The 20,482-nt window shown below is 74.3% G+C and carries 18 protein-coding genes; 11 read left to right on the forward strand and 7 right to left on the reverse strand.

The window, feature by feature from the left end:
• Positions 1-3: 3 nt before the first annotated feature.
• The 3 genes from ZF1_RS27175 to leuS form a co-directional block, all read right to left on the reverse strand.
• Positions 4-432 (reverse strand): DUF805 domain-containing protein, encoded by a 429-nt coding sequence (locus ZF1_RS27175; RefSeq protein WP_224401053.1) that lies wholly within the window; start codon positions 430-432, stop codon positions 4-6.
• 86 nt (positions 433-518) lie between these two features.
• Positions 519-1,274, reverse strand: a complete 756-nt coding sequence (locus tag ZF1_RS27180) for a hypothetical protein (protein ID WP_073573693.1) — start codon at positions 1,272-1,274, stop codon at positions 519-521.
• Between the two features lie 46 nt (positions 1,275-1,320).
• Positions 1,321-4,182, reverse strand: coding sequence for a leucine--tRNA ligase (leuS, locus tag ZF1_RS27185; RefSeq protein ID WP_482638648.1), 2,862 nt, complete (start codon positions 4,180-4,182; stop codon positions 1,321-1,323).
• 207 nt (positions 4,183-4,389) lie between these two features.
• On the opposite strand from leuS, the gene ZF1_RS27190 reads away from it, so the two are divergent.
• On the forward strand, positions 4,390-4,875 hold the full coding sequence (locus ZF1_RS27190) for an SdpI family protein (RefSeq protein WP_062398996.1): 486 nt from the start codon (positions 4,390-4,392) through the stop codon (positions 4,873-4,875).
• A gap of 56 nt (positions 4,876-4,931) precedes the next feature.
• On the opposite strand, the gene ZF1_RS27195 is transcribed toward ZF1_RS27190, so the two are convergent.
• The 3 genes from ZF1_RS27195 to ZF1_RS27205 form a co-directional block, all read right to left on the reverse strand.
• Positions 4,932-5,441 (reverse strand): DUF427 domain-containing protein, encoded by a 510-nt coding sequence (locus ZF1_RS27195; protein WP_482638649.1) that lies wholly within the window; start codon positions 5,439-5,441, stop codon positions 4,932-4,934.
• A 123-nt stretch (positions 5,442-5,564) separates the two neighbouring features.
• On the reverse strand, positions 5,565-6,161 hold the full coding sequence (locus ZF1_RS27200; protein WP_073573695.1) for a YqgE/AlgH family protein: 597 nt from the start codon (positions 6,159-6,161) through the stop codon (positions 5,565-5,567).
• 141 nt (positions 6,162-6,302) lie between these two features.
• Entirely contained in the window at positions 6,303-7,784 is a 1,482-nt protein-coding gene (locus tag ZF1_RS27205; protein ID WP_482638760.1) for a CCA tRNA nucleotidyltransferase, read from the reverse strand.
• Between the two features lie 199 nt (positions 7,785-7,983).
• On the opposite strand from ZF1_RS27205, the gene ZF1_RS27210 reads away from it, so the two are divergent.
• The 8 genes from ZF1_RS27210 to ZF1_RS27245 all read left to right on the forward strand — a co-directional run bounded on the left by ZF1_RS27210 (position 7,984) and on the right by ZF1_RS27245 (position 16,980).
• Positions 7,984-8,532 (forward strand): NUDIX hydrolase, encoded by a 549-nt coding sequence (locus ZF1_RS27210; protein WP_346101884.1) that lies wholly within the window; start codon positions 7,984-7,986, stop codon positions 8,530-8,532.
• Positions 8,529-10,805 (forward strand): DUF6049 family protein, encoded by a 2,277-nt coding sequence (locus ZF1_RS27215; protein ID WP_482638650.1) that lies wholly within the window; start codon positions 8,529-8,531, stop codon positions 10,803-10,805. Before ZF1_RS27210 ends, ZF1_RS27215 begins: the two co-directional genes overlap by 4 nt.
• Before the next feature lie 229 nt (positions 10,806-11,034).
• Complete coding sequence (locus tag ZF1_RS27220; protein WP_482638651.1) at positions 11,035-12,798, forward strand: protein kinase family protein; 1,764 nt, start codon at positions 11,035-11,037, stop codon at positions 12,796-12,798.
• A 77-nt stretch (positions 12,799-12,875) separates the two neighbouring features.
• On the forward strand, positions 12,876-13,388 hold the full coding sequence (locus ZF1_RS27225) for a sigma-70 family RNA polymerase sigma factor (RefSeq protein ID WP_073573699.1): 513 nt from the start codon (positions 12,876-12,878) through the stop codon (positions 13,386-13,388).
• The gene (locus ZF1_RS27230; RefSeq protein WP_482638652.1) at positions 13,385-14,035 is read left to right on the forward strand and encodes a hypothetical protein; all 651 of its coding nucleotides are present in this window, start codon (positions 13,385-13,387) and stop codon (positions 14,033-14,035) included. The genes ZF1_RS27225 and ZF1_RS27230 overlap by 4 nt, the downstream gene beginning before the upstream one ends.
• Before the next feature lie 191 nt (positions 14,036-14,226).
• Positions 14,227-15,240, forward strand: a complete 1,014-nt coding sequence (trxB, locus tag ZF1_RS27235) for a thioredoxin-disulfide reductase (RefSeq protein WP_062399016.1) — start codon at positions 14,227-14,229, stop codon at positions 15,238-15,240.
• A 50-nt stretch (positions 15,241-15,290) separates the two neighbouring features.
• The gene (trxA, locus tag ZF1_RS27240; RefSeq protein WP_020622767.1) at positions 15,291-15,617 is read left to right on the forward strand and encodes a thioredoxin; all 327 of its coding nucleotides are present in this window, start codon (positions 15,291-15,293) and stop codon (positions 15,615-15,617) included.
• 202 nt (positions 15,618-15,819) lie between these two features.
• Positions 15,820-16,980, forward strand: coding sequence for an N-acetylmuramoyl-L-alanine amidase (locus tag ZF1_RS27245; RefSeq protein ID WP_073573702.1), 1,161 nt, complete (start codon positions 15,820-15,822; stop codon positions 16,978-16,980).
• A gap of 85 nt (positions 16,981-17,065) precedes the next feature.
• On the opposite strand, the gene ZF1_RS27250 is transcribed toward ZF1_RS27245, so the two are convergent.
• Positions 17,066-17,755 carry a GNAT family N-acetyltransferase gene (locus tag ZF1_RS27250; RefSeq protein WP_224401046.1) on the reverse strand — a complete coding sequence of 230 codons (690 nt, stop codon included), beginning with the start codon at positions 17,753-17,755 and terminating at the stop codon, positions 17,066-17,068.
• 272 nt (positions 17,756-18,027) lie between these two features.
• On the opposite strand from ZF1_RS27250, the gene ZF1_RS27255 reads away from it, so the two are divergent.
• On the forward strand, positions 18,028-19,398 hold the full coding sequence (locus tag ZF1_RS27255) for an aminotransferase-like domain-containing protein (protein ID WP_482638653.1): 1,371 nt from the start codon (positions 18,028-18,030) through the stop codon (positions 19,396-19,398).
• A gap of 89 nt (positions 19,399-19,487) precedes the next feature.
• Positions 19,488-20,438 carry a D-alanine--D-alanine ligase family protein gene (locus tag ZF1_RS27260; protein ID WP_062399020.1) on the forward strand — a complete coding sequence of 317 codons (951 nt, stop codon included), beginning with the start codon at positions 19,488-19,490 and terminating at the stop codon, positions 20,436-20,438.
• The last annotated feature ends 44 nt before the right edge of the window (positions 20,439-20,482 follow it).

Consider the following 20,482-nt stretch of genomic DNA (forward strand, 5'->3'; position numbering starts at 1 on the left):
GCCTCAGCGGAACTGCGGCGGGACCCCGTACGGCCCGGCCTGCGCCGCGACGAACTGCGCGGGAGCACGCTCGGCGCGCTTCGGGTCGTCGCCCCAGGCGTTCGGACGGTGCTCGCCGTCGGTCGCCAGCCACACGATCAGCAGCACCACCCCGACCAGCGGGACGAAGCCGATGAAGTACCACCACCCGCTGCGCCCGGTGTCGTGCAGCCGTCGCACCAGGACCGCGATCGCGGGCACGAGGTGGACGAGTGCGACCACGGTCGCCAGCACCGGCGCGCCGAGCAGCTGCGTCGTCCCCAGGACCGCGTCCAGGATCCCGGCCACCAGGTAGATCCCCAGGTAGACCAGGACGAACATCCAGTACTCGGCCCGCCGGGCGCGCCCCCGGAAGTCGGAGAACCCGCGCATCGCCTGCAGGTAGTACGTCATGACGTGGCCCCTCTCGCCGTGCGACCACGGGCTGGTCGCTCGGACGAGGGGATGCCGCCCGGGGGGCGGCCGTTACAGCGCGCGGGTCAGAAGAAGTCCCCGCCGAAGTCGGAGTCGTTGTCGAACAGGCCCCCGCCCTCGAAGCCCCCCTGGTCGGCGCCGTCGAAGCCGCCGTCGGCACCGCCGTCGAAGCCCGGGTCGTCGAGGGCGGCCCCGTCGGCGTAGGCGGCCTGGTCGGCGCCGGCCATCCCGCTGAACAGCGAGGTGAACAGCAGCGCCGAACCGACGCCCCAGGCCCCGGCGACGAGTGCCGGCTTCCACCACGGCTCGGAGTACCAGCCGCGCGGCACCGGACGCCCGGCGACGGTCCCGCCGGGGTAGTAATGGCTGTTCCGGTCGGTCGGCTGCGGCGACGCGCCCAGACTGCGGCCCTCCACCTCGACCTCGCGGTCCTCGGTGACCTCACCGGCGCGGGACTGGCCCGGCAGCGGCGGCAGCTCGGGCCCGGGGTCCATGCCCATCGCCGTGCGTGCGGCGCGGATGTAGTAGAGACCCTCGTAGGCGGTCTCGGTGACCTGACGGCACTGCGCGGCCGTGCGCGCCTGCTCCATCTGCGAGCCCGCGGCGGTGTAGCGCTCGGCGGCGTCGGCCAGCGCCTGACGGCTCGGGTCGTCGGTCCCGGTCAGGGCCAGGACCTGGCCGCCGAGACGCTCCACCCAGCGCCGGGACTCGGCCTGGGCGTCCGCCAGAGCGGCGGCGGAGTCCGCGTTGTGCCGCCGTACCAGCCACACGACGGCCGCGACGACGGCCAGGACGACGATCAGGGTCAGGACTGCGCTCATGACGGACCTCCTGCCCGCTCAACGGGCAGGAGGTCGCCTGCGTTCCCTACCGGACGACGTTGACCAGGCGCCCCGGCACTACGATGACCTTCTTCGGCTCGGCCCCGTCCAGCGCGGCGACGACCTTCTCGTCGGCCAGCGCGGCCGCCCGGATGTCCTCCTGGGCGGCGTCGGCGGCGACGGTGACCCGCGAGCGGACCTTGCCGTTGACCTGGATCGGGTACTCGACGGTGTCCGCCACCAGGTAGCGCTCGTCGGCGACCGGGAACGGCGCGTAGGTCAGCGTGTCCTCGTGACCCAGCTTCTGCCACAGCTCCTCGGCGATGTGCGGGGCCAGTGGCGCCAGCATCAGCACCAGCGCCTCCGCGACCTCGCGCTCCACCGGCGCCCCGCGCTTGGTCAGCGCGTTGTTCAGCTCGATCAGCTTCGCGGCGGCCGTGTTGTAGTGCAGCGCCGGGAAGTCCTCACGCACACCGGCGATCGCCTTGTGCAGCGACCGCAGGATCTCCTCCGACGGCGCGTCCTCGACGACGGTCACGGCCCCGGTGCCCTCGTCGACCAGGTTGCGCCACACCCGCTGCAGGAACCGCTGCGGGCCGACGACGTCCCGCGTCGACCACGGACGCGAGGCGTCCATCGGGCCGGTGTACATCTCGTACAGCCGGAAGGTGTCGGCGCCGTAGCGGTCGCACATGTCGTCGGGCGTCACGACGTTCTTCAGCGACTTGCCCATCTTCCCGTACTCCCGGGTGACGGGCTGCCCGTTCCACGTGAAACCGGCGCTCGTGCCGTCCTCGCCGACGACCTCGACGACCTCCTCCGCGGGCACGTAGGTCCCGCGGGCGTCGGTGTAGGCCCAGGCCTGGATGTAGCCCTGGTTGAACAGCTTCCGGAACGGCTCCTCGCTGCTCACGTGGCCCAGGTCGAACAGGACCTTGTGCCAGAACCGCGAGTACAGCAGGTGCAGCACGGCGTGCTCGACGCCGCCGACGTACAGGTCCACGCCGCCCGGGTCGGCGACCGACCGGGCCGCGTCCTTGCCGATCCAGTACTTCTCGGCCTCGGCGGAGACGAACCGCTCGGTGTTCTCCGGGTCCAGGTAGCGCAGGTAGTACCAGCACGACCCGGCCCACTGCGGCATCGTGTTCGTCTCGCGGCGGTACTGCTTCGGGCCGTCACCCAGGTCCAGCTCGACGGCCACCCACTCGTGCGCCCGGGACAGCGGCGGCTCCGGCTCGGAGTTCGCATCGTCCGGGGCGTAGGTCTTGGGCGAGTAGTCGTCGACGTCGGGCAGGACGACGGGCAGCTGGTCCTCGGGCAGCGCGATCGGGCCGTGCTCGTCCCAGACGACCGGGAACGGCTCGCCCCAGTAGCGCTGCCGGGAGAACAGCCAGTCGCGCAGCTTGTACTGCACGACGCCCTCGCCGGCGCCCTTCGCGGCCAGCCAGTCGATGATCGTGCGCTTGGCCTCGTCGACGCCCAGCCCGTCCAGGCTGATCTCGTCGTTCGCGGAGTTGATGGTCGGGCCGTCGCCGGTGTACGCGCCGCCGTCCCAGTCCGGCGGCGGCGCCACCGTGCGCACGTGCGGCAGCCCGAACGCGGCCGCGAAGTCCCAGTCCCGGGTGTCCTCGGCGGGCACCGCCATGATCGCGCCGGTGCCGTAGCCCATCAGCACGTAGTCGGCGACGAACACCGGGACGGCCGCGCCGTTCACCGGGTTGGTGGCGTACGCGCCGGTGAACACACCGGTCTTGTCCTTGTTCTCCTGGCGGTCCAGCTCGGACTTGCGCGCGGCCTCGGCGCGGTACGCCGCGACGGCCTCGGCGGGCGTCGCGGCGCCACCGGTCCAGCGCGGGTCGGTGCCGTCGGGCCACTGCCCGGGGACCAGGGAGGAGACCAGCGGGTGCTCGGGCGCCAGCACCATGTAGGTGGCGCCGAACAGGGTGTCCGGGCGGGTCGTGAAGACCTCGATCGCGTCCGCGCCGGACTGCACCGGGAACCGGACCCGGGCGCCCTCGGAGCGGCCGATCCAGTTGCGCTGCATCGCCTTGACCGACTCCGGCCAGTCGACCCGGTCCAGGTCGTCGGCCAGCCGGTCGGCGTAGGCGGTGATCCGCATCATCCACTGCTTGAGGTTGCGGCGGAAGACGGGGAAGTTGCCGCGCTCGGAGCGGCCGTCCGGGGTGACCTCCTCGTTCGCCAGCACGGTGCCCAGGCCGGGGCACCAGTTCACCGGCGCCTCGGAGATGTAGGCCAGCCGGTACCCGTCGACGGCGGCGCGCCGGTCGGCCTCGGACAGCTCGGCCCAGGGGCGGCCGTCGGGGGTCGGGCGGGTGCCGGCCTCGAACTCGGCGCGCAGCTCGGAGATCGGGCGGGCGCGGTCGGCGTCGGTGTCGTACCAGGACTCGAAGATCTCCCGGAAGATCCACTGGGTCCAGCGGTAGAACGCGATGTCGGTGGTGGACACCGAGCGACGCGGGTCGTGGCCCAGGCCCAGCTGGCGCAGCTGCTGCCGGTAGCGGGCGATGTTGGCCTCGGTCGTCGTCCGCGGGTGCGTCCCGGTCTGGACGGCGTACTGCTCGGCGGGCAGCCCGAAGGCGTCGAAGCCCATCGGGTGCAGCACGTTGTGGCCGTTCATCCGCAGGTAGCGGCCCAGCACGTCGGTGCCGATGAAACCCAGCGGGTGCCCGACGTGCAGCCCCGCCCCGGAGGGGTAGGGGAACATGTCCATCAGGTAGACCTTCGGCTTCTCCGAGCCGGGCTGACCCGGGTCGGGGGCGTGGAAGGTCTGCTCGGTCTCCCAGAAGTCCTGCCACTTCCGCTCGATCCGGGCGGCCATCTCGGCGTCGTAGCGGTACGCCGGTCGGTCCGCGCGCTGCTCGGACGCGGTCGTGGTCTCGGTGCTCATGTCCGTCTCACCTCGGGGATGCCTGTCGTGACGGCCCGACTCGGGGCCCGGAACACGTCGCGGCCCCTCGTGCGCATCACGCAGGAGGGGCCGTCGCGGCGCCGTGTTGTGGCTACGACGCCGCGCCGGGAAGTCGGCGGGCCGTGCACATGTGACCAGGGTAGCCGGGGCGGGCGTCCCCGTTCCCGCGGGTTCTACCCTGGTCACGTGCCCACGACGCTCCGCCTGCTCCTCGCCGCCCTGCTCCTGCTGGCCGGGGTGGTCCTCGTCGTCCTCGCCGTGCTGGGGGCGACCGGCCGGCTGCCGCGCAACCGCTTCGTCGGCGTCCGCACCGCGGACAGCCTGCGGACCGCCGACGCGTTCGCGATCGCCAACCGGGTGGCCGCGCCGCCGGTCGGCGCCGCGGGGGCGATCGCCCTGGTCGGCGGGACGGTGCTGCTGGTCCTGGACCGGACCGGCGCCGCCCCGTGGGTGCTGGGTGCGATCGCGCTGGTCGGGACGGTCGTGCTCGCCGGTCTCGGGGGCGCGGTCGGGGCGCGGGCCGCGGCGGCGGCGATCGCCGCGCAGGCCGCGGCCCCGAGCTGCGGCGGGGTCTGCGCCGGCTGCGACCTGGTCGCGGGCTGCCGCGACGCGACCGGCACCGAGCCGGGCTCGGAGCCCGGGGCCCGCACCGGGCTCACCCGCGAGGCCTGACCTGCGGGGCCGGTCCGCGGGCCCGGCCCTGCGGGGCCTGATCCGCGGGCCCCGGGCTACCAGCCGCGGGAGCCCGGCCCGCCCTTGAACGGGCCGACGACCTCGTCGGTGACCCAGCCGCCGTAGAACCCGCCGGGCTGCGGGCGGACCGTCTCCCCGTCCAGGGTGATCCGCTCGAACGGCGCCACGTAGACCGCGACCCGGTCGGTCAGCTCCGGGTAGCGCGCGTCCGGCCGCGGGTACCACCAGGCGACGTCGGTCAGCGGCGGCACGCCGGGGACGCGCACGTCGCAGTAGTGGGCGACGCCCTTCCACTCGCAGAACGTGCGGTGCTCACCGGGCACCAGCACGCCGTCGGTGAAGGCGGTGCGGGGCAGGTACCAGGTCGGCGGGTGGCTGGTCTCCAGCACCCGGACCAGGTCGTCCGACGCGGCGACGAGCGTCCCGCCGTGCCACAGCTCCGCGCGGCGGGGCACCCGCTCCGCCCGGGGCGGGCGCGGGTAGTCCCACACCGACTCCAGCCCGGGGCCGACGGGATCGGGCCGGGGACGACGGTCGAACGGCACGACCCCACGGTAGGCCGGTCAGCGGCCCCCGGCACGGTCGCGGCGGATCCGCGCTGCGCGGCACCGGCCGCGGCGTCCTGACCGGGGTGGGCCCACCACAGGTCACACACCGCCCGCGGGGATTCAGTTCCAGGCGGGATCACGCGGGAACGTGGCGAGCAGCGCCAGCGGGACGCCCTGGCGGCGCAGCACCCGTTCCCACAGCTGGTCGTAGACGGTGGTCAGCAGGTCGTCGGGCAGGCCGGGGACGACGTACCAGTCACCCCGGGCGATCTCGCCGCCCAGCTGGCCCGCGTCCCAGCCGGAGTACCCGGCGAAGATCCGCAGGCCGCGCAGCCGCTGCGCGAGCGGCGCCGGGTCGGAGTCGAGGTCGACCAGCTGCACCGGTGGCCGGACCGGCATCAGCCCGCCGAGCCCGCGACCGGTCTCCCCGGTCCGCAGGGCGGCCAGGCAGAGCGCGGTGCGCGCCTCGACCGGACCACCGACGAACATGGTCCCGGGATCACTGGTGAGCCCGGCCCAGCGCGGGAGCACGTCCCGTACGGCCGCCTGGCCCGGCCGGTTGAGCACGACCCCGAGGCTGCCCTGCGGACGGTGCTCGATCATGTAGACGACCGTCCGCGAGAAGTTCGGGTCGCCCAGACCGGGGGCGGCGACGAGCAGACTCCCCGGTGTGACCGGGGGAAGAGCGGCGCCTCGCGTGGCGCGGTGTTCCCGCACGGGTCCATGTTCGCACCTCCGGCGCGGACGCGATGTCGCCACCCGTTCGCCGCATCGTCGTACACCGGACATGATCGTCCATACGTTCGTACAATACGAACGTACATGAGTGTGGACGTCCGTACGGGACGCCCGTACGGATCAGAGGTTCTCGTCCGCCCAGGCCCGCAGGGCGACCTCGGCCTGCTCGGCGTCCATCGGCCCCTGCTCCATCCGCAGCGCCAGCATGTGCCGGTAGGCCTTCCCGACGGCCGGGCCCGGCGGGATGCCCAGCAGCTCCATGATCCGGTTGCCGTCGAGGTCGGGGCGGATCGCGTCGAGCTCCTCCTGCTTGCGCAGCTCGGCGATCCGGTCCTCCAGGCCGTCGTAGTTGCGCTGCAGGGCCGAGGCCCGGCGCCGGTTGCGGGTGGTGCAGTCCGAGCGCACCAGCCGGTGCAGGCGCTCCAGCAGCGGGCCGGCGTCGGCGACGTAGCGGCGCACGGCCGAGTCGGTCCACTCGCCCTTGCCGTAGCCGTGGAACCGCAGGTGCAGGTAGACGAGCTGGCACACGTCGTCGACCAGGGCCTTCGGGTACTTGAGCGCCCGCAGCCGCTTGCGGGTCATCTTCGCCCCGACCACCTCGTGGTGGTGGAACGAGACCCGCCCGTCCGGCTCCTTGCGCCGGGTCGCCGGCTTGCCGATGTCGTGCAGCAGCGCGGCCAGGCGCAGCGTGAGGTCCGGCCCGTCGGTCTCGCGCTCGATCGCCTGCTCCATCACGACGAGCGAGTGGGTGTAGACGTCCTTGTGCTGCATGTGCTCGTCGGTCTCCAGCTGCATCGCCGGGACCTCGGGGACGACGTGCCGGGCCAGGCCGGTGTCGCAGAGCAGCTCCAGGCCGCGCCGCGGGTGGTCGCCGATCATCAGCTTGGTGAACTCGGCCTGCACCCGCTCGGCGGTGATCCGGGTCAGCTCGTCGGCCATCGCCGTCATCGCGGCGGTGACCCGCGCGGCGGGGGTGAACCCGAGCTGGGAGACGAACCGGGCGGCGCGCAGCATCCGCAGCGGGTCGTCGGAGAAGGAGCGCTCCGGGGTGTCCGGGGTGTCCAGGACGCCCTGGGCGAGCGCGGCGAACCCGCCGTGCGGGTCGACGAAGCGGCGGTGCGACCCGGTCAGCTCGACCGCCATCGCGTTGACCGTGAAGTCGCGGCGCACCAGGTCGCCCTCGACGGTGTCGCCGAAGCGGACCTCGGGGTTGCGGGAGGTGCCGTCGTAGGTGTCGGCGCGGAAGGTCGTCACCTCGAGGGTCTGCCCGTCGCGGCGCAGCCCGACGGTCCCGAACGCGATCCCGGTGTCCCAGACGGCCTCGGCCCAGCCGCGCACGATCGCGAGAATCTGCTCGGGGCGGGCGTCGGTGGTGAAGTCGAGGTCCCCGGAGTCCCGGGTCGACGCGCCGGTGCCGCGCAGCACCGCGTCGCGGACGCTGCCGCCGACGAGATGGAGCAGGTGACCGCGGGCGGCGAAACGGGCGGCCAGCTCGTCGGCGACGGCCGGGACGTCGAGCAGTGCGACCACGGCGTTCTCCTGTGCTCGCTGCAGCTCGTCCGGGTCCGGGGCGGATCCGGCCGGAGGTCGGGTCGGCCGGATCACCTGTCGGGCGGTGGAGGACGGGGACGACGAGGACACGACGGGCCAGTCTAGGCAACGCGCCCGGCCGGTGGGCACGGGTCCTCCGGTCACTCCGTACCGCTCGACCGCTGATCGACGGCAGGGCGACCGGGTGACGCCACGGCCGCGGGCGGCTCGTCGACCCCCCTTCGAGCCACCTCCTCGTTACCATCGCCACATGTCCACCTCCCGCGGCCGCTCCTCGGCAGGGCGCGGCGCGGAACCCGGCCGTGAGGGCCGGAGCGCACGCGCCGGCCGTGCCGGGCGCGCCGACCGGTCCCCGGACCGCCGTCGCCGGCTGCGCACGGTGGACGAGACGTCCGCCGGTGGGCTCGTCGTGCACCCCCAGACCGGCGCCGCCGCGCTGATCGGCCGGCTGGACCGCCGGGGCCGGCTGCTGTGGTCGCTGCCCAAGGGCCACATCGAGGCCGGTGAGACCGCGGAGCAGGCCGCGGTGCGCGAGGTGCAGGAGGAGACCGGCATCATCGGTGAGGTGCTGGCTCCCCTGGGCACCATCGACTTCTGGTTCGTCGCCGAGGACCGGCGCGTCCACAAGACGGTCCACCACTACCTGATGCGCGCGCTCGGCGGTGAGCTCTGCGACGAGGACGTCGAGGTCTCCGAGGTGGCCTGGGTGCCGCTCGACGAGCTCGAGGGCCGCCTCGCCTACGCCGACGAGCGCCGGCTGATCCGGCATGCGGCCAACCTGCTGGAGGAGACGGCGTGAGCCGGGTCGCGGCCCTGGTCGCGATCGTGCTCACCGCGGTGGTGGCGCTGTTCCTGCCCGCGGCGTTCCCGGCGGGCGCCCCGCAGGCCGCGGCCCGGGACCGCCCGGCGCAGCAACCGGCCCAGCAGCCCGTGGCCCCGGTCCGGCTCGACGTCGGCACGATGACCCCGCGGGTGGTGACGTCGGCGGGGCCGGGCGAGCTGGTCGTCACCGGGACCGTCACCAACACCGGCCCGGGGATCGTCGACGACCTGGCCGTCCGGGTGCAGCGCGGGCCGGTGCTCGCCGGCGAGGCGGCGCTGCGGGCCGCGCTGGCCGGGGAGGCCGAGGTCGACGACGCGACGCCGCCGTTCGCCGACCTCGGCCCGCTCGCGCCGGGCGCGTCGGTCCCGTTCCGCTACGCCGTCCCGCTCACCGGGCCCCCGCAGTCGACGCTGGCGCTCCCCGGCCCGGGTACCTACCCGCTGCTGGTGAACCTCAACGGGACCGTCGACGGCACGCCGTCGCGGCTGGCCGGGGTCCGCACGATGCTGCCGGTGTCGTCGCTGCCGGGGGCCGCGCCGCCGTCGTCGCCGGTCACCGCCGCGCCGGTGACGATGCTGTACCCGATCACCGACGCCCCGCGCCGCGTCCCGCCGCTGCCCGGCGAGCCGCCACTGCTGACCGACGACGACCTCGCGACCTCCTTCGCCGACGGCGGCCGGCTGCGCGGCCTGGTCGAGGCGCTGGGCTCGGCCGCGCCCGCCGGATCCCCGACCCGGGCCGCGCTCTGTCTGGCGATCGACCCCGAGCTCGTCGCCACCGCGGCCGCCATGCGCGACGGCTACGGCGTCGTCACCGGCCCCGGCGAGTCCGTTCCCGGCCGCGGCGCGGAGGCGGCGGGCCAGTGGCTCGCGGCGCTGACCGCGGCCGCGCGCGGGACCTGCGTGATCGCGCTGCCGCCGTCGGACGCCGACCTCGTCGCCCTGGTCCGCGGCGGGCAGGCCGACCTCGCCAGGACCGCGCTGGACCGCGGCCGCCGGACCCTGGCCACCGAGCTGGGGACCACGGTCCTCGACGGCGTCGTGTGGCCCGCCGACGGCGTCGTCGACGAGGCGACGCTGGACGCCCTCGGCGGCGGGACCCGGCTGCTGCTCTCCGCCGACGGGGTGACCGGCACGACGGCCTCCGGCCGGGTGCGCGTGGGCCGCTCCGACGGCACCGGCCGCGACGGCGACGACTCCGCGCTGCTCACCGACCCGCTGCTCACCGAGGCCGCGACCAGACCCGCGGGCGTCGAGGTCCAGGAGGGGGACGTGGGCGGACTCGCCGGCCAGGACCTCGCCGGGGCGCTCGCGTTCCGGGCCGGGGACGCCGGCGGCCCGCTGGTCGTCGCACCGCCGCACCGCTGGGCCGCGGACGGGCCGGCCGCCGCCGGGGTGCTGACCGCCCTGACCTCGCTGATCGACGACGGCCGGATCGCCCCGACCGGCCTGTCCACCCTCATCGGCGGCGACGTGCAGGCGGGCGGGACGCAGCTGTTCTACCCACCGCAGGCCGGCGGCGCGGAGATCCCGGGGACGATCGTGTCCGGGGTGGCCGACCAGGTCCGGACGATCGAGGCGCTGCGGGCCGCGGCCGAGGCCCGCACCGGGGTCGGGGCCAGCCCCGCCGACGTGTTCGACCCGCTGGTGACCGGCACGCTGCGGGCGGTGTCGTCGTGGTGGCGGGGCGACCCGGCCCGCGCCGAGCGGGAGGAGACCGTCGTCGCCGACCGGATCGCCGAGATCCGCGCGTCGGTGCGTGTGGTGGAGCCGCCCAGCCCGTACTCGCTCGGAACCAGCGACGCACCGCTGCTGATCACCGTCGCCAACGGGCTGCCGGTGACGATGAACGTGCGGGTGGTGCTGTCGAGCACCACCGGGCTGCGGGTCGCCCCGATCGAGGTGCAGGCGGTCCCGCCGCGCGGCCGCGTCCAGGTGCGGGTCAGCGCCCAGGTCACCCGCTCCGGGGTGTTCAGCGTCGACGCGGGCCTGCTCACCCCCGACGGCGTCGCGCTCGGCCCGGACACCCGGCTACGGGTGCGGTCGACGGTCTACGGGACGGTCACGGTCTGGCTGACCGCGATCGCCGGCGGTGTCCTCGTGGTCCTGGTGGTCCGGCGGGTGCTGCGCCGGCTGCGTCCGGCCGCCGCAGCCGGGCCGTCCGGTGGCCCCGGGTCAGGGCCCGGCACGCCCCCGGACGTCCCCGTCCCACCGGGACCGGCGCCGTCCGGACGCGTCCACGGCTCCTGAGCCGGCAGAGACAAAGAACACGGCTGTCGTTCGCCGTCCGGTATTGACCGCTCGTCGCATCACAGGTGCTTTCCGGCGAATCCGGAGGGCGGGGAGGCAAACCGATGGTGCCCCTTCTCCGAAGACAGGGGAGACGGATCCGGGGCGTGTTCTCGGCTCGTCCACATCCGACCGAGTGCCGTAGGCTGACGCCGGACACGACACCGAGCGCCAGGGGAGGGCGAGGCCGTTGAGCGGGCAGATCGGCGAGCGCACTGCCCGGACCGGCCCCCACCCCGTCGAGGACGACGCGACCCCCCGTCCGCACCCGTCGCTCGACCCCACCGACGCCACGGCGACCGCCGACGCACCCGGGACCGCCGGAGTACCCGCCGACGAGCAGCCGACGGCCGCCGTGCCCGCGGTGCCGGCCCAGGCCCGGCCCACCGAGCGCATCCCGACCGTCCGCGAGACCGCGGGCACCACTGCGGGTTCGCCGCTCACCGAGCGCTACGTGCTCCGTCAGCGGATCGGGTCCGACCCGGCCGCCGGGGCGGAGTTCTGGCGCGCCGAGGACACCGTGCTGCGCCGCCCGGTCGGCGTCACGCTGCTGCGCAGGCTCCCCGCCGACGACCGTTCCGACGACCCGGAGGGCACCGCCCGCGCCGGTGAGATGATCGTGCGTGCCCTGCGCTCGGGCTGCTTCGAGCACTCCGGCAGCGCCCGGCTGCTCGACGTACTGGCCCCGGGCACGCACGGCCTGCCGGCCGACGTGCTGGGCGCCGCCGTCGCCGAGTGGGTGCCGGGGCGTTCGCTGGCCGAGACCGTCGCCGAGGGCCCAATCCGCGCGCAGCGGGCCGCCAAGGCCGTCGAGACCCTGTCGGCCGCCGCCACCGAGGCCCACCAGCAGGGCCTGGTGCTCGGCTGCGACCACCCGCAGCGCGTCCGGATCACCCCGGACGGGCGCGCCATGCTCGCCTTCCTGCTCCCGCGCCCGTCGGTGTCCGCCGCCGACGACGTCCGCGGGCTCGGCGGGATCCTCTACTGCCTGCTCACCCGGCGCTGGCCGCTGTCGGTGTCCGACGCCGCCCGCGCCGGGCTCGTCGCCGCCGACCGCACGCCCGCGGGCCGGCTGCGGCCCGCGTCGCAGCTGCGGCCCGGTGTGCCGCTGGAGCTGGACACGCTGTGCAGCGGTGCGCTCGGCCAGGGCGACGGCGTCAGTCGGGTGCACACCGCCGCGGCGATGCACCGGATGCTGGCCGACGTCGTCGCCGAGGACGCCGACCAGGCCTTCTTCCCGCCGGTGCACGACGGCGCGCCCGCCGAGCCCGACGACGTGTGGCAGGACTCCGACCGGCTGCCCGACACCCGCAACGACCCCCGGCGCCGCCGCAACCTGCGGATCGGTCTCGGGGTGCTCGCCGTCGGCGTGCTGATCGTGCTCGGGTACGTCGCCGTGCAGCTGGGCATGCTGTTCGGTGGTGGCGGCGCCCCGCCGGTGGTCGTCCCGCCCGCGGCGAGCGCCCCGGTGCAGCAGCAGGTTCCCCCCGCCGGGGCCCCGGCCGCGTCGTCCGGGACGGGTACCGCGGTGCCGGACGTGTCGGCGACGGTGTTCGACCCGGTCGGCGACGCGGACAACGCCGGCACCGTCGGCAACGTCGTCGACGGCGACCCCTCCACCGTGTGGACGACGAGCCGCTACTTCCAGCCGTTCCCGGCGCTCAAGCCCGGGATCGGCGTGCAGGCCTCGTTCGACGCCGCCGAGCCGCTCACCGGGCTCACCGTCGACTCGCCGACCGCGGGCGCGGTCGTGCAGGTCCGCTCGGCCCCGTCGGCCGAGCCGACGCTGGCGGAGACGACGCTGCTCGACACCGTCACCCTGTCGTCGGGACGGACGACGGTCGGCCTCGACCCGGGCCGCCCCACCCAGCACGTGCTCCTGTGGATCACGAACCTCGGGCCGAACAACCAGACCCAGATCGACGACATCGGGTTCCGCCGCACCGCACCCTGAGCCGCCCCGTTCGCGATCGCGACCGACCGGCCCGGCAACGCCCGTGAGCACCCCCCGGCGCTGCCTACCGTGCGCGGGTGACGACCGTCGACCGGATCCCGGACCGGGCCCCGCCCGACCTGGACGAGATGTTCCGCAGGTACGCCGACCGGCTCTGGTCGGTGGCCCTGCGGATGCTCGGCGACCGGACCGAGGCCGAGGACGCGGTGCAGGAGGCGTTCCTGTCCGCGCTCCGCTCGCCCGGGTTCCGCGGTGACGCCGCGACGGGGACGTGGCTGCACCGGATCCTCGTGAACGACTGCGTCGACCGGCTCCGCGCGGCCGGGCGGCGACGGGACCGGCTGCGGGCCCTGGAGACGGTCGTCGCGGCCCGGGACCACGCGGGCGGGCTCGTGGTGCGGCTCGCCGTCTCCGACGCGCTGGCCCTGCTGCCGGTGGACCAGCGGGCCGCGCTGGTGCTCGTGGACGGGCTCGGCTACGGCGTCGCGGAGGCGGCGGAGATGCTGGCGGTGGCGCCGGGGACGGTGAAGAGCCGCCGGGCCCGTGCGCGGGCCCGGCTGGCCCCCGTGCTGCGGGAGGACGAGGGATGAGCAGTTCTCACCGATCCGACGACAACTCCTCGGAGATCACTCGTCGGTACGACGACAACCACTGTTCACCTGCTTCGTCTCATCCCGACGAGGAACCGTTCGTCGAGGTCGGGGCGCGAATGGCCCGGGAACTCGGTCCGGTGGCGATGCCCGACGACGTGGCGGCGCGGATGCGGGCGCGGCTCGCCGCGGAGATGGCGCGAGCGGCTCCCGGACCGGAGCGGGGCGACGCTCCGGCGGCCGGCGGCCCGCCGCCGGGCCGCCGCACCCCGTGGCGCGCGCTCGCCGTCGCCGCGGCGGCACTCGTCGTCGCCGGGGTCGGGCTCGCCGCCCTCGTGCCCACCGCGCCGGTCGTCGTCCCGGTCGCCGGGACCGCTCCGGAGGAGCTCCGGTCCGCCGCCGCCGGCGCGGCCGTCCCCGTCGGCGCGCTCGACGATCCCGCCCGGGTCCGCGCCTGCCTCACCGCCGCCGGCGACCCGCGACCGGACGCTCCGTTCCTGACGGCCCGCCCGCACTCCGTCGACGGCCACCCGGCGGTCCTGCTCGTCCTCGGCGGACCGGAGCGGGGCCGCTACCGCCTCGTCGCCGTACCGCCGGACTGCGGGCCGGGCACCGCGCGGGTGCTCGCCGAGACCACCACCGGCTGACCCGGCCGGGCACCGGCGACGCCCGGATCACGCGGCCCACGTCCGACGGCACCGACGAGCGGGAATGCCCCTGTCTAGGATCGCGTTCGAGCCATACGGCAGCCACGACGCAGGAGCCGGCCACCCGGGCCGGCACCCGCAGGCCCGTCATCGCGCCCGTCGCCCGGGCGCGGCAGGAGGGATCGGTACCGGTGACCACCGACGACACGGTGCACAACCTGATCATCATCGGGTCCGGGCCGGCCGGCTACACCGCTGCGGTGTACGCCGCGCGGGCCCAGCTCGCCCCGCTCGTGTTCGAGGGCAGCCAGTTCGGCGGCGCCCTGATGACCACGACCGAGGTGGAGAACTACCCGGGCTTCACCGAGGGGATCATGGGCCCCGAGCTCATGCAGCAGATGCGCGGCCAGGCGGAGCGCTTCGGCGCCGACCTGCGCCCGCAGGACGTCGACGAGGTGAAGCTCGACGGCGACGTCAAGGAGGTGCGAGTCGGCAAGGAGACCTTCCGGGCCCGCGCCGTGATCCTCGCGATGGGTGCCGCCCCGCGCTACCTGCACGTCCCCGGTGAGCAGGAACTCCTCGGCCGCGGCGTCAGCTCGTGCGCCACCTGCGACGGCTTCTTCTTCCGGGACCAGAACATCGCCGTCATCGGCGGCGGCGACTCGGCGATGGAGGAGGCCACGTTCCTCACCCGCTTCGCCGAGACCGTCACGGTCATCCACCGTCGCGACGAGTTCCGCGCCTCGAAGATCATGTACGAGCGGGCGCAGAACGACCCGAAGATGCGCTGGCGCACCAACTCCGAGGTCACCGAGGTGACCGGCGAGGGCTCGGTGAAGCAGCTGCAGCTGCGCGACACCGTGACCGGTGAGACCAGCACGCTCGACGTCACCGGCATGTTCGTCGCGATCGGCCACGACCCGCGCAGCGCGCTGGTGGCGGGCCAGGTCGACGTCGACGACGAGGGCTACGTGCAGGTGGACGGACGTACCACCTACACGAACGTCCCGGGCGTCTTCGCCTGTGGCGACCTCGTCGACCACACCTACCGCCAGGCGATCACCGCCGCGGGCTCCGGCTGCTCGGCCGCGATCGACGCCGAGCGCTGGCTGGCCGGCCACGAGGTCGGCTCCGAGATGGCCGGTGGCGGCTACGGCTCGGAGGAGACCGCCCCGGCGGCCGCCGTCGCCGACGCCGCGCACTGACCGCCCACCGGCACCCGACAGACCCGCATCCGCGACCGAAGGAGAACCCCATGGGCAACAACACCGTCGACGTCACCAGCAGCTCGTTCGACCAAGACGTCCTGAAGAGCGACAAGCCCGTCCTGGTCGACTTCTGGGCCACCTGGTGCGGCCCGTGCAAGATGGTCGCCCCGGTGCTCGACGAGATCGCCGGCGAGAACTCCGAGAAGCTGACCGTCGCCAAGCTCGACATCGACGCCAACCCGGAGGTCGCCCGCGACTATCAGGTCATGTCGGTCCCGACGATGATCCTGTTCTCCGGCGGCAAGCCGGTGAAGCAGATCGTGGGCGCGAAGCCGAAGGCGGCACTGCTCGCCGATCTCGCCGACCACATCTGATCACTGTCCGTGCGCTGCATAGCGCACGGAGATAACGCTGCGTGTCCCGGTTGATCACAACCGGGACACGCGCGTATCCGCCCCGCTGCACTCCTCCGGGGGCGGGGCAGGGCACAATGAGTCCGGCACGCGTCCGGTCACCGGGCGAAACCGACCGATCACGGGCGTCGCACGGCGCCTCACGACTGCGAGCGAGGGGTGCATGCAGCTGCTCCGGCGCGGGGACTGCGGTCCGGCCGTACGCGAGATCCGGACGACGCTGGGACAGCTCGGTCTGCTCCCGGCGGTTCCGCCGGGCTCGCGCGCCCAGGACATGTTCGACGACGGCGTGGACCGCGCCGTCCGCATGTTCCAGCAGGGCCGTGGCCTGATCACCGACGGCATCGTCGGCCCGGACACCGCCCGCGCGCTGCGGGAGGCGGGCTGGAGCCTGGGCGACCGGATGCTGTCGTTCACGCTCTCCACCCCCACCACCGGCGACGACGTCGCCCACCTGCAGGAACGCCTGCTCGAGCTCGGGTACAACCCGGGCCGGCCGAGCGGGTTGTTCGACCAGCAGACCGAGCAGGCCTTGATCCGCTTCCAGCGTGACTACGGCATGACCCCCGACGGTGTCTGCGGCCCGGAGACGCTGCGCGCGCTGCGCCAGCTCGGCCGGAAGGTCACCGGCGGGCGTCCGCACCTCATGCGCGAGCAGGAGCTGCTGCGCCGGGCCGGCCCGCGGATGCGCGGCAAGCGCATCGTCATCGACCCGGGACACGGCGGGCACGACCGCGGCGTCGACGTCGGCGGCGTCACCGAGGCCGACCTGATGTGGGACCTCGCCCGCCGGGTCGTCGGCCGCATGTCGGCCACCGGCATGGAGGCTCTGCTCTCCCGGCCGGAGAACGGCAACCCGCCGGACACCGAGCGCGCGCAGTTCGCCAACGACGTCGGCGCCGACATGGTCGTGTCGCTGCACACCGACGCGAGCTTCAGCCCGCACGCGCAGGGTCTGGCGACCTACTACTTCGGCAACGGGTCGGGCACCACGTCGAACGTCGGCGAGGCGCTCGCCGGGCTGATCCAGCGCGAGCTGCTCACCCGGACCTCGATGCTCGACTGCCGCAGCCAGACGTGCACCTGGGAGCTCGTGCGCCGGACCCGGATGCCGGCCGTCCGCGTCGAGGTCGGGTACCTGACCCACCTCGGGGACCGTCGCAAGCTGCTCGACCCGGGCTTCCGCGACGTCGTCGCCGAGGGAATCCTCGTCGCCGTCAAGCGGCTGTACCTGCTCGGGCAGGACGACCAGCCCACCGGCACGTTCACCTTCAACGACGTGCTGGCCCGCGAGTACGCGAGGGACGAGATCCGGGCCGTCTGAGGCCCGTCACGACCCGCAGCGCCCCGCCCGGCCCCTCACCCGGGGCCGGGCCACCGAGGCCGTCCACAGCCCGCTCAGCGCGCCCTCAGATCGTCCCTGCGGGCGGCACGAACGACAGCTGGCAGGACCCCGCGCGGGCCGGTGTCGCCGTCGGGCGCGGCGCCGCGGTCTGCATCGGGATGGTCACCGTGTTGAACAGCTGTTCGAGCGCGGCCTCGACGTCGGACTTCCACTCCAGCCCCGAGCGCAGCTCCATCCGCAGCCGCGGCCAGCGGTGGTGCGGGCGGACGGTCTTGAAACCGACCGAGCGGAGGAAGTCCGCCGGGACGACGCAGTCGGACTCGGTGCCGGGACGCGCGTCGCCGAACGCCTCCACGGCCTTCACCCCGCGCCGGGTCAGGTCCTTCACGACGGCCTGGGCGAGCGCCCGGCCCAGTCCCTCGCCGGCGAACTCCGGGGCCACCTGCATCGTGGTCAGCAGGACGGCGTCGGCGCTGACCGGTCCGGTCGGCATCTCGGTGGCACGGGGGACCGACGCCGGCGGCGCGAACAGCACGTACCCCGCGGGGGCACCGCCGACGTAGACGACCCGGCCGCAGGAGCCCCACTCGAGGAGCACCTCCGACAGCCAGGCCTCCTTCTCCAGGTCGGTCGTGCCGTACCCCTCGGCCTGGTCGGCGAGCTGGGGTGAGAGCTCCCAGTAGACGCAGTTGCGACACCGCTTCGGCAGATCGCCGAGGTTGTCGAGGTTGAGCGCGGCAACGTGCCAGGACACGGAATCCGACCTCCGGATGTCGTCGTCGCGCGATGCACGCGCTGCTGCGCGGCCGGCCCGTCCGGGGCGTGGTCCCGACCCCGGCGCCGGAGCAACCGTCCCCCCTGGCCGCCCCCGGGTCCGGTGACCCCGCGCAGCCCGAGACTAGGTGGATTCTCGCGATCCCGTCACCCCGAGAAGGCCCACCGGTACGAACGTCACGACGAAGGGCGGGCCGATCACCCGTCGCGGTTACACTCGGCGAGCCTTTTCCCCTCGCAGAGGAGCATGCGATGACCCTGCCCGACCGCCCGCAGCAGCCCGACGTCCGCCGTTCCGCGGCCGCGGCGGCCGCGCAGGCAGCGGCGGCAGGGGAGGGGGCCGTGGTCCCGCTCGCCCCCACCGAGCGCTTCGCGACCCGCACCGCCGGGATGACGGCCTCGGAGATCCGGGCGCTGTTCGCCGTCGCGAGCCGTCCCGAGGTCGTCTCGCTGGCCGGTGGCATGCCGAACCTGGCGGCGCTGCCGCTGCAGTCCCTCGCCCGTGAGGTGGCCGAGCTCGTCGACGTGGACGGCATGTCCGCGCTGCAGTACGGCTCCGCCCAGGGTGTCCCACAGCTGCGGGAGCAGATCTGCGAGGTCATGCGGGAGGAGGGCATCGAGGCCGACCCGAACGACGTCGTCGTCACCGTCGGCTCGCAGATGGCCCTCGACCTGCTGACCCGGATCTTCGTCGACCCGGGCGACGTCGTCCTGGCCGAGGGACCGTCCTACGTCGGCGCGCTGGGCAGCTTCGCCGCCTACCAGGCGCGGGTCGTGCACGTCGCGATGGACGAGCACGGGCTGGTCCCGGAGCTGCTGCACGAGGCGCTGGAGTCGCTGGCGCGGCAGGGGATCGTCCCGAAGTTCCTGTACACGATCCCGAACTTCCACAACCCGGCCGGCGTGACGCTGGCGCACGAGCGGCGCCCGCGGATCCTGGAGCTGTGCCGGCGCTACGGCGTGATGGTCGTCGAGGACAACCCCTACGGGATGCTCGGTTTCGACGGCGAGGTGCACCCGGCGCTGCGCTCGTACGACCCGGACGTGCTGTACCTGGGGTCGTTCTCGAAGACGTTCGCGTCCGGGCTGCGGGTGGGCTGGACGCTGGTACCGCCGCTGGTGCGGGACCGGTTGGTGCTGGCCGCGGAGTCGGCGACGCTGTGCCCGCCGTCGTTCACGCAGATGCTGGTGTCGCGCTACCTGTCGCACCACGACTGGCGCAGCCAGATCAAGACGTTCAGCGAGAACTACCGCGAGCGCCGCGACGCGATGCTCGCCGCGCTGGAGACGTACCTGCCCGAGGGCTGCACCTGGAACGTCCCCGACGGCGGGTTCTTCGTGTGGCTGACCGTGCCGGAGGGCGTCGACACGAAGGCGATGCTGCCCCGTGCGGTCACCGCGCGGGTCGCGTACGCGTCCGGCACCGGCTTCTACGCCGACGGGTTCGGCAGCCGGCAGCTGCGGCTGTCGTTCTGCTTCCCGACGCCCGAGCGCATCACCGAGGGCGTGCGGCGGCTGGCGGCGGTGCTGGAGGCCGAGATGGAGGTCGTGCGGACGTTCGGGACACCGGTCCGCCCCGAGCTGACCCGGGGCACCCAGAGCCCGTCGCCGGACACGACCTGACGCCGTCCGACGACGGCGATGTTTCACGTGGAACGCCCCGGACCGGCTCCCGGTCCGGGGCGTTCCCGTTCATGGCGCAGAATGCCCGCGTGAGCGATCGAACGGTGGCCGTGCTGGCCGGAGGCCTGTCCCACGAGCGTGAGGTGTCCCTGCGATCCGGTCGTCGACTGGCGGGTGCGCTGCGCGCGAACGGTGTCGACGTCCGCGAGTGGGACGTCGACGCGCGCCTGTTGGAGCGGCTGTCGACCGACCGGCCGGACGCGGTCGCCGTCGCGCTGCACGGGGGCGAGGGGGAGAACGGCGCCGTGCAGCAGGTGCTGGAGCTGCTGGGCATCCCGTTCGTCGGGACCCCGTCCGGGGCGTGCCGGCGGGCGTGGGACAAGCCGAGTGTGAAGACCGAGCTCGTCCGTGCGGGTCTGTCGACGCCGGACTGGGTCGCGCTGCCGCACTCGACCTTCCGTGAGCTGGGAGCGCAGGGCGTGCTCGGTGCGATCGTCGAGCGCCTGGGGCTGCCGCTGGTGCTGAAGCCGGACCAGGGCGGCTCGGCGCTCGGTGTGCAGGTGGTCCGGAACGCGGCGGACCTGCCGGCCGCGATGGTCAGCTGCTTCGCCTACGCCGAGACGGTGCTCGTCGAGCGGTTCGTCGCCGGGACCGAGGTCGCGGTGTCGGTCGTCCACGACGGCGAGGAGCCCCGCGCGCTGCCGCCGGTGGAGGTGGAGGTGCCGTCCGGGTTCTACGACTACACGTCCCGCTACACACCCGGTGCGGCCACGTTCCACTGCCCGGCGCGGCTGCCGTCGGACGTGCTGGACGCGCTGGCCGACACCGCCCTGGCCGCACACCGGCTGCTGGGGATGCGCGACGTGTCGCGCACCGACGCGATCGTCGACGCCGACGGTCACGTGCACGTCCTGGAGATGAACGTGTCGCCGGGCCTGACCGACACCTCGCTGCTCCCGACCGCGGTGGCCGCGGACGGTTCCGACCTCGCGACGGTCTACCTGGCGCTCGTCGAGCGCGCGGCGGCCAGGCAGGGCTGAGCGGTGTTCCACGTGGAACCACAGCGGTGTGGTTCCACGTGGAA

Source organism: Pseudonocardia sp. ZF1 (assembly GCF_056835605.1).

Excerpts from the sequence above, each read along its gene's own strand:
- ZF1_RS27175 (WP_224401053.1), bottom strand. The coding sequence starts at position 432 with ATGACGTACTACCTGCAGGCGATGCGCGGGTTCTCCGACTTCCGGGGG.
- ZF1_RS27180 (WP_073573693.1), bottom strand. The coding sequence starts at position 1,274 with ATGAGCGCAGTCCTGACCCTGATCGTCGTCCTGGCCGTCGTCGCGGCC.
- leuS (WP_482638648.1), bottom strand. The coding sequence starts at position 4,182 with ATGAGCACCGAGACCACGACCGCGTCCGAGCAGCGCGCGGACCGACCG.
- ZF1_RS27210 (WP_346101884.1), top strand. The coding sequence starts at position 7,984 with ATGTCCACCTCCCGCGGCCGCTCCTCGGCAGGGCGCGGCGCGGAACCC.
- ZF1_RS27230 (WP_482638652.1), top strand. The coding sequence starts at position 13,385 with ATGAGCAGTTCTCACCGATCCGACGACAACTCCTCGGAGATCACTCGT.
- trxA (WP_020622767.1), top strand. The coding sequence starts at position 15,291 with ATGGGCAACAACACCGTCGACGTCACCAGCAGCTCGTTCGACCAAGAC.
- ZF1_RS27245 (WP_073573702.1), top strand. The coding sequence starts at position 15,820 with ATGCAGCTGCTCCGGCGCGGGGACTGCGGTCCGGCCGTACGCGAGATC.
- ZF1_RS27255 (WP_482638653.1), top strand. The coding sequence starts at position 18,028 with ATGACCCTGCCCGACCGCCCGCAGCAGCCCGACGTCCGCCGTTCCGCG.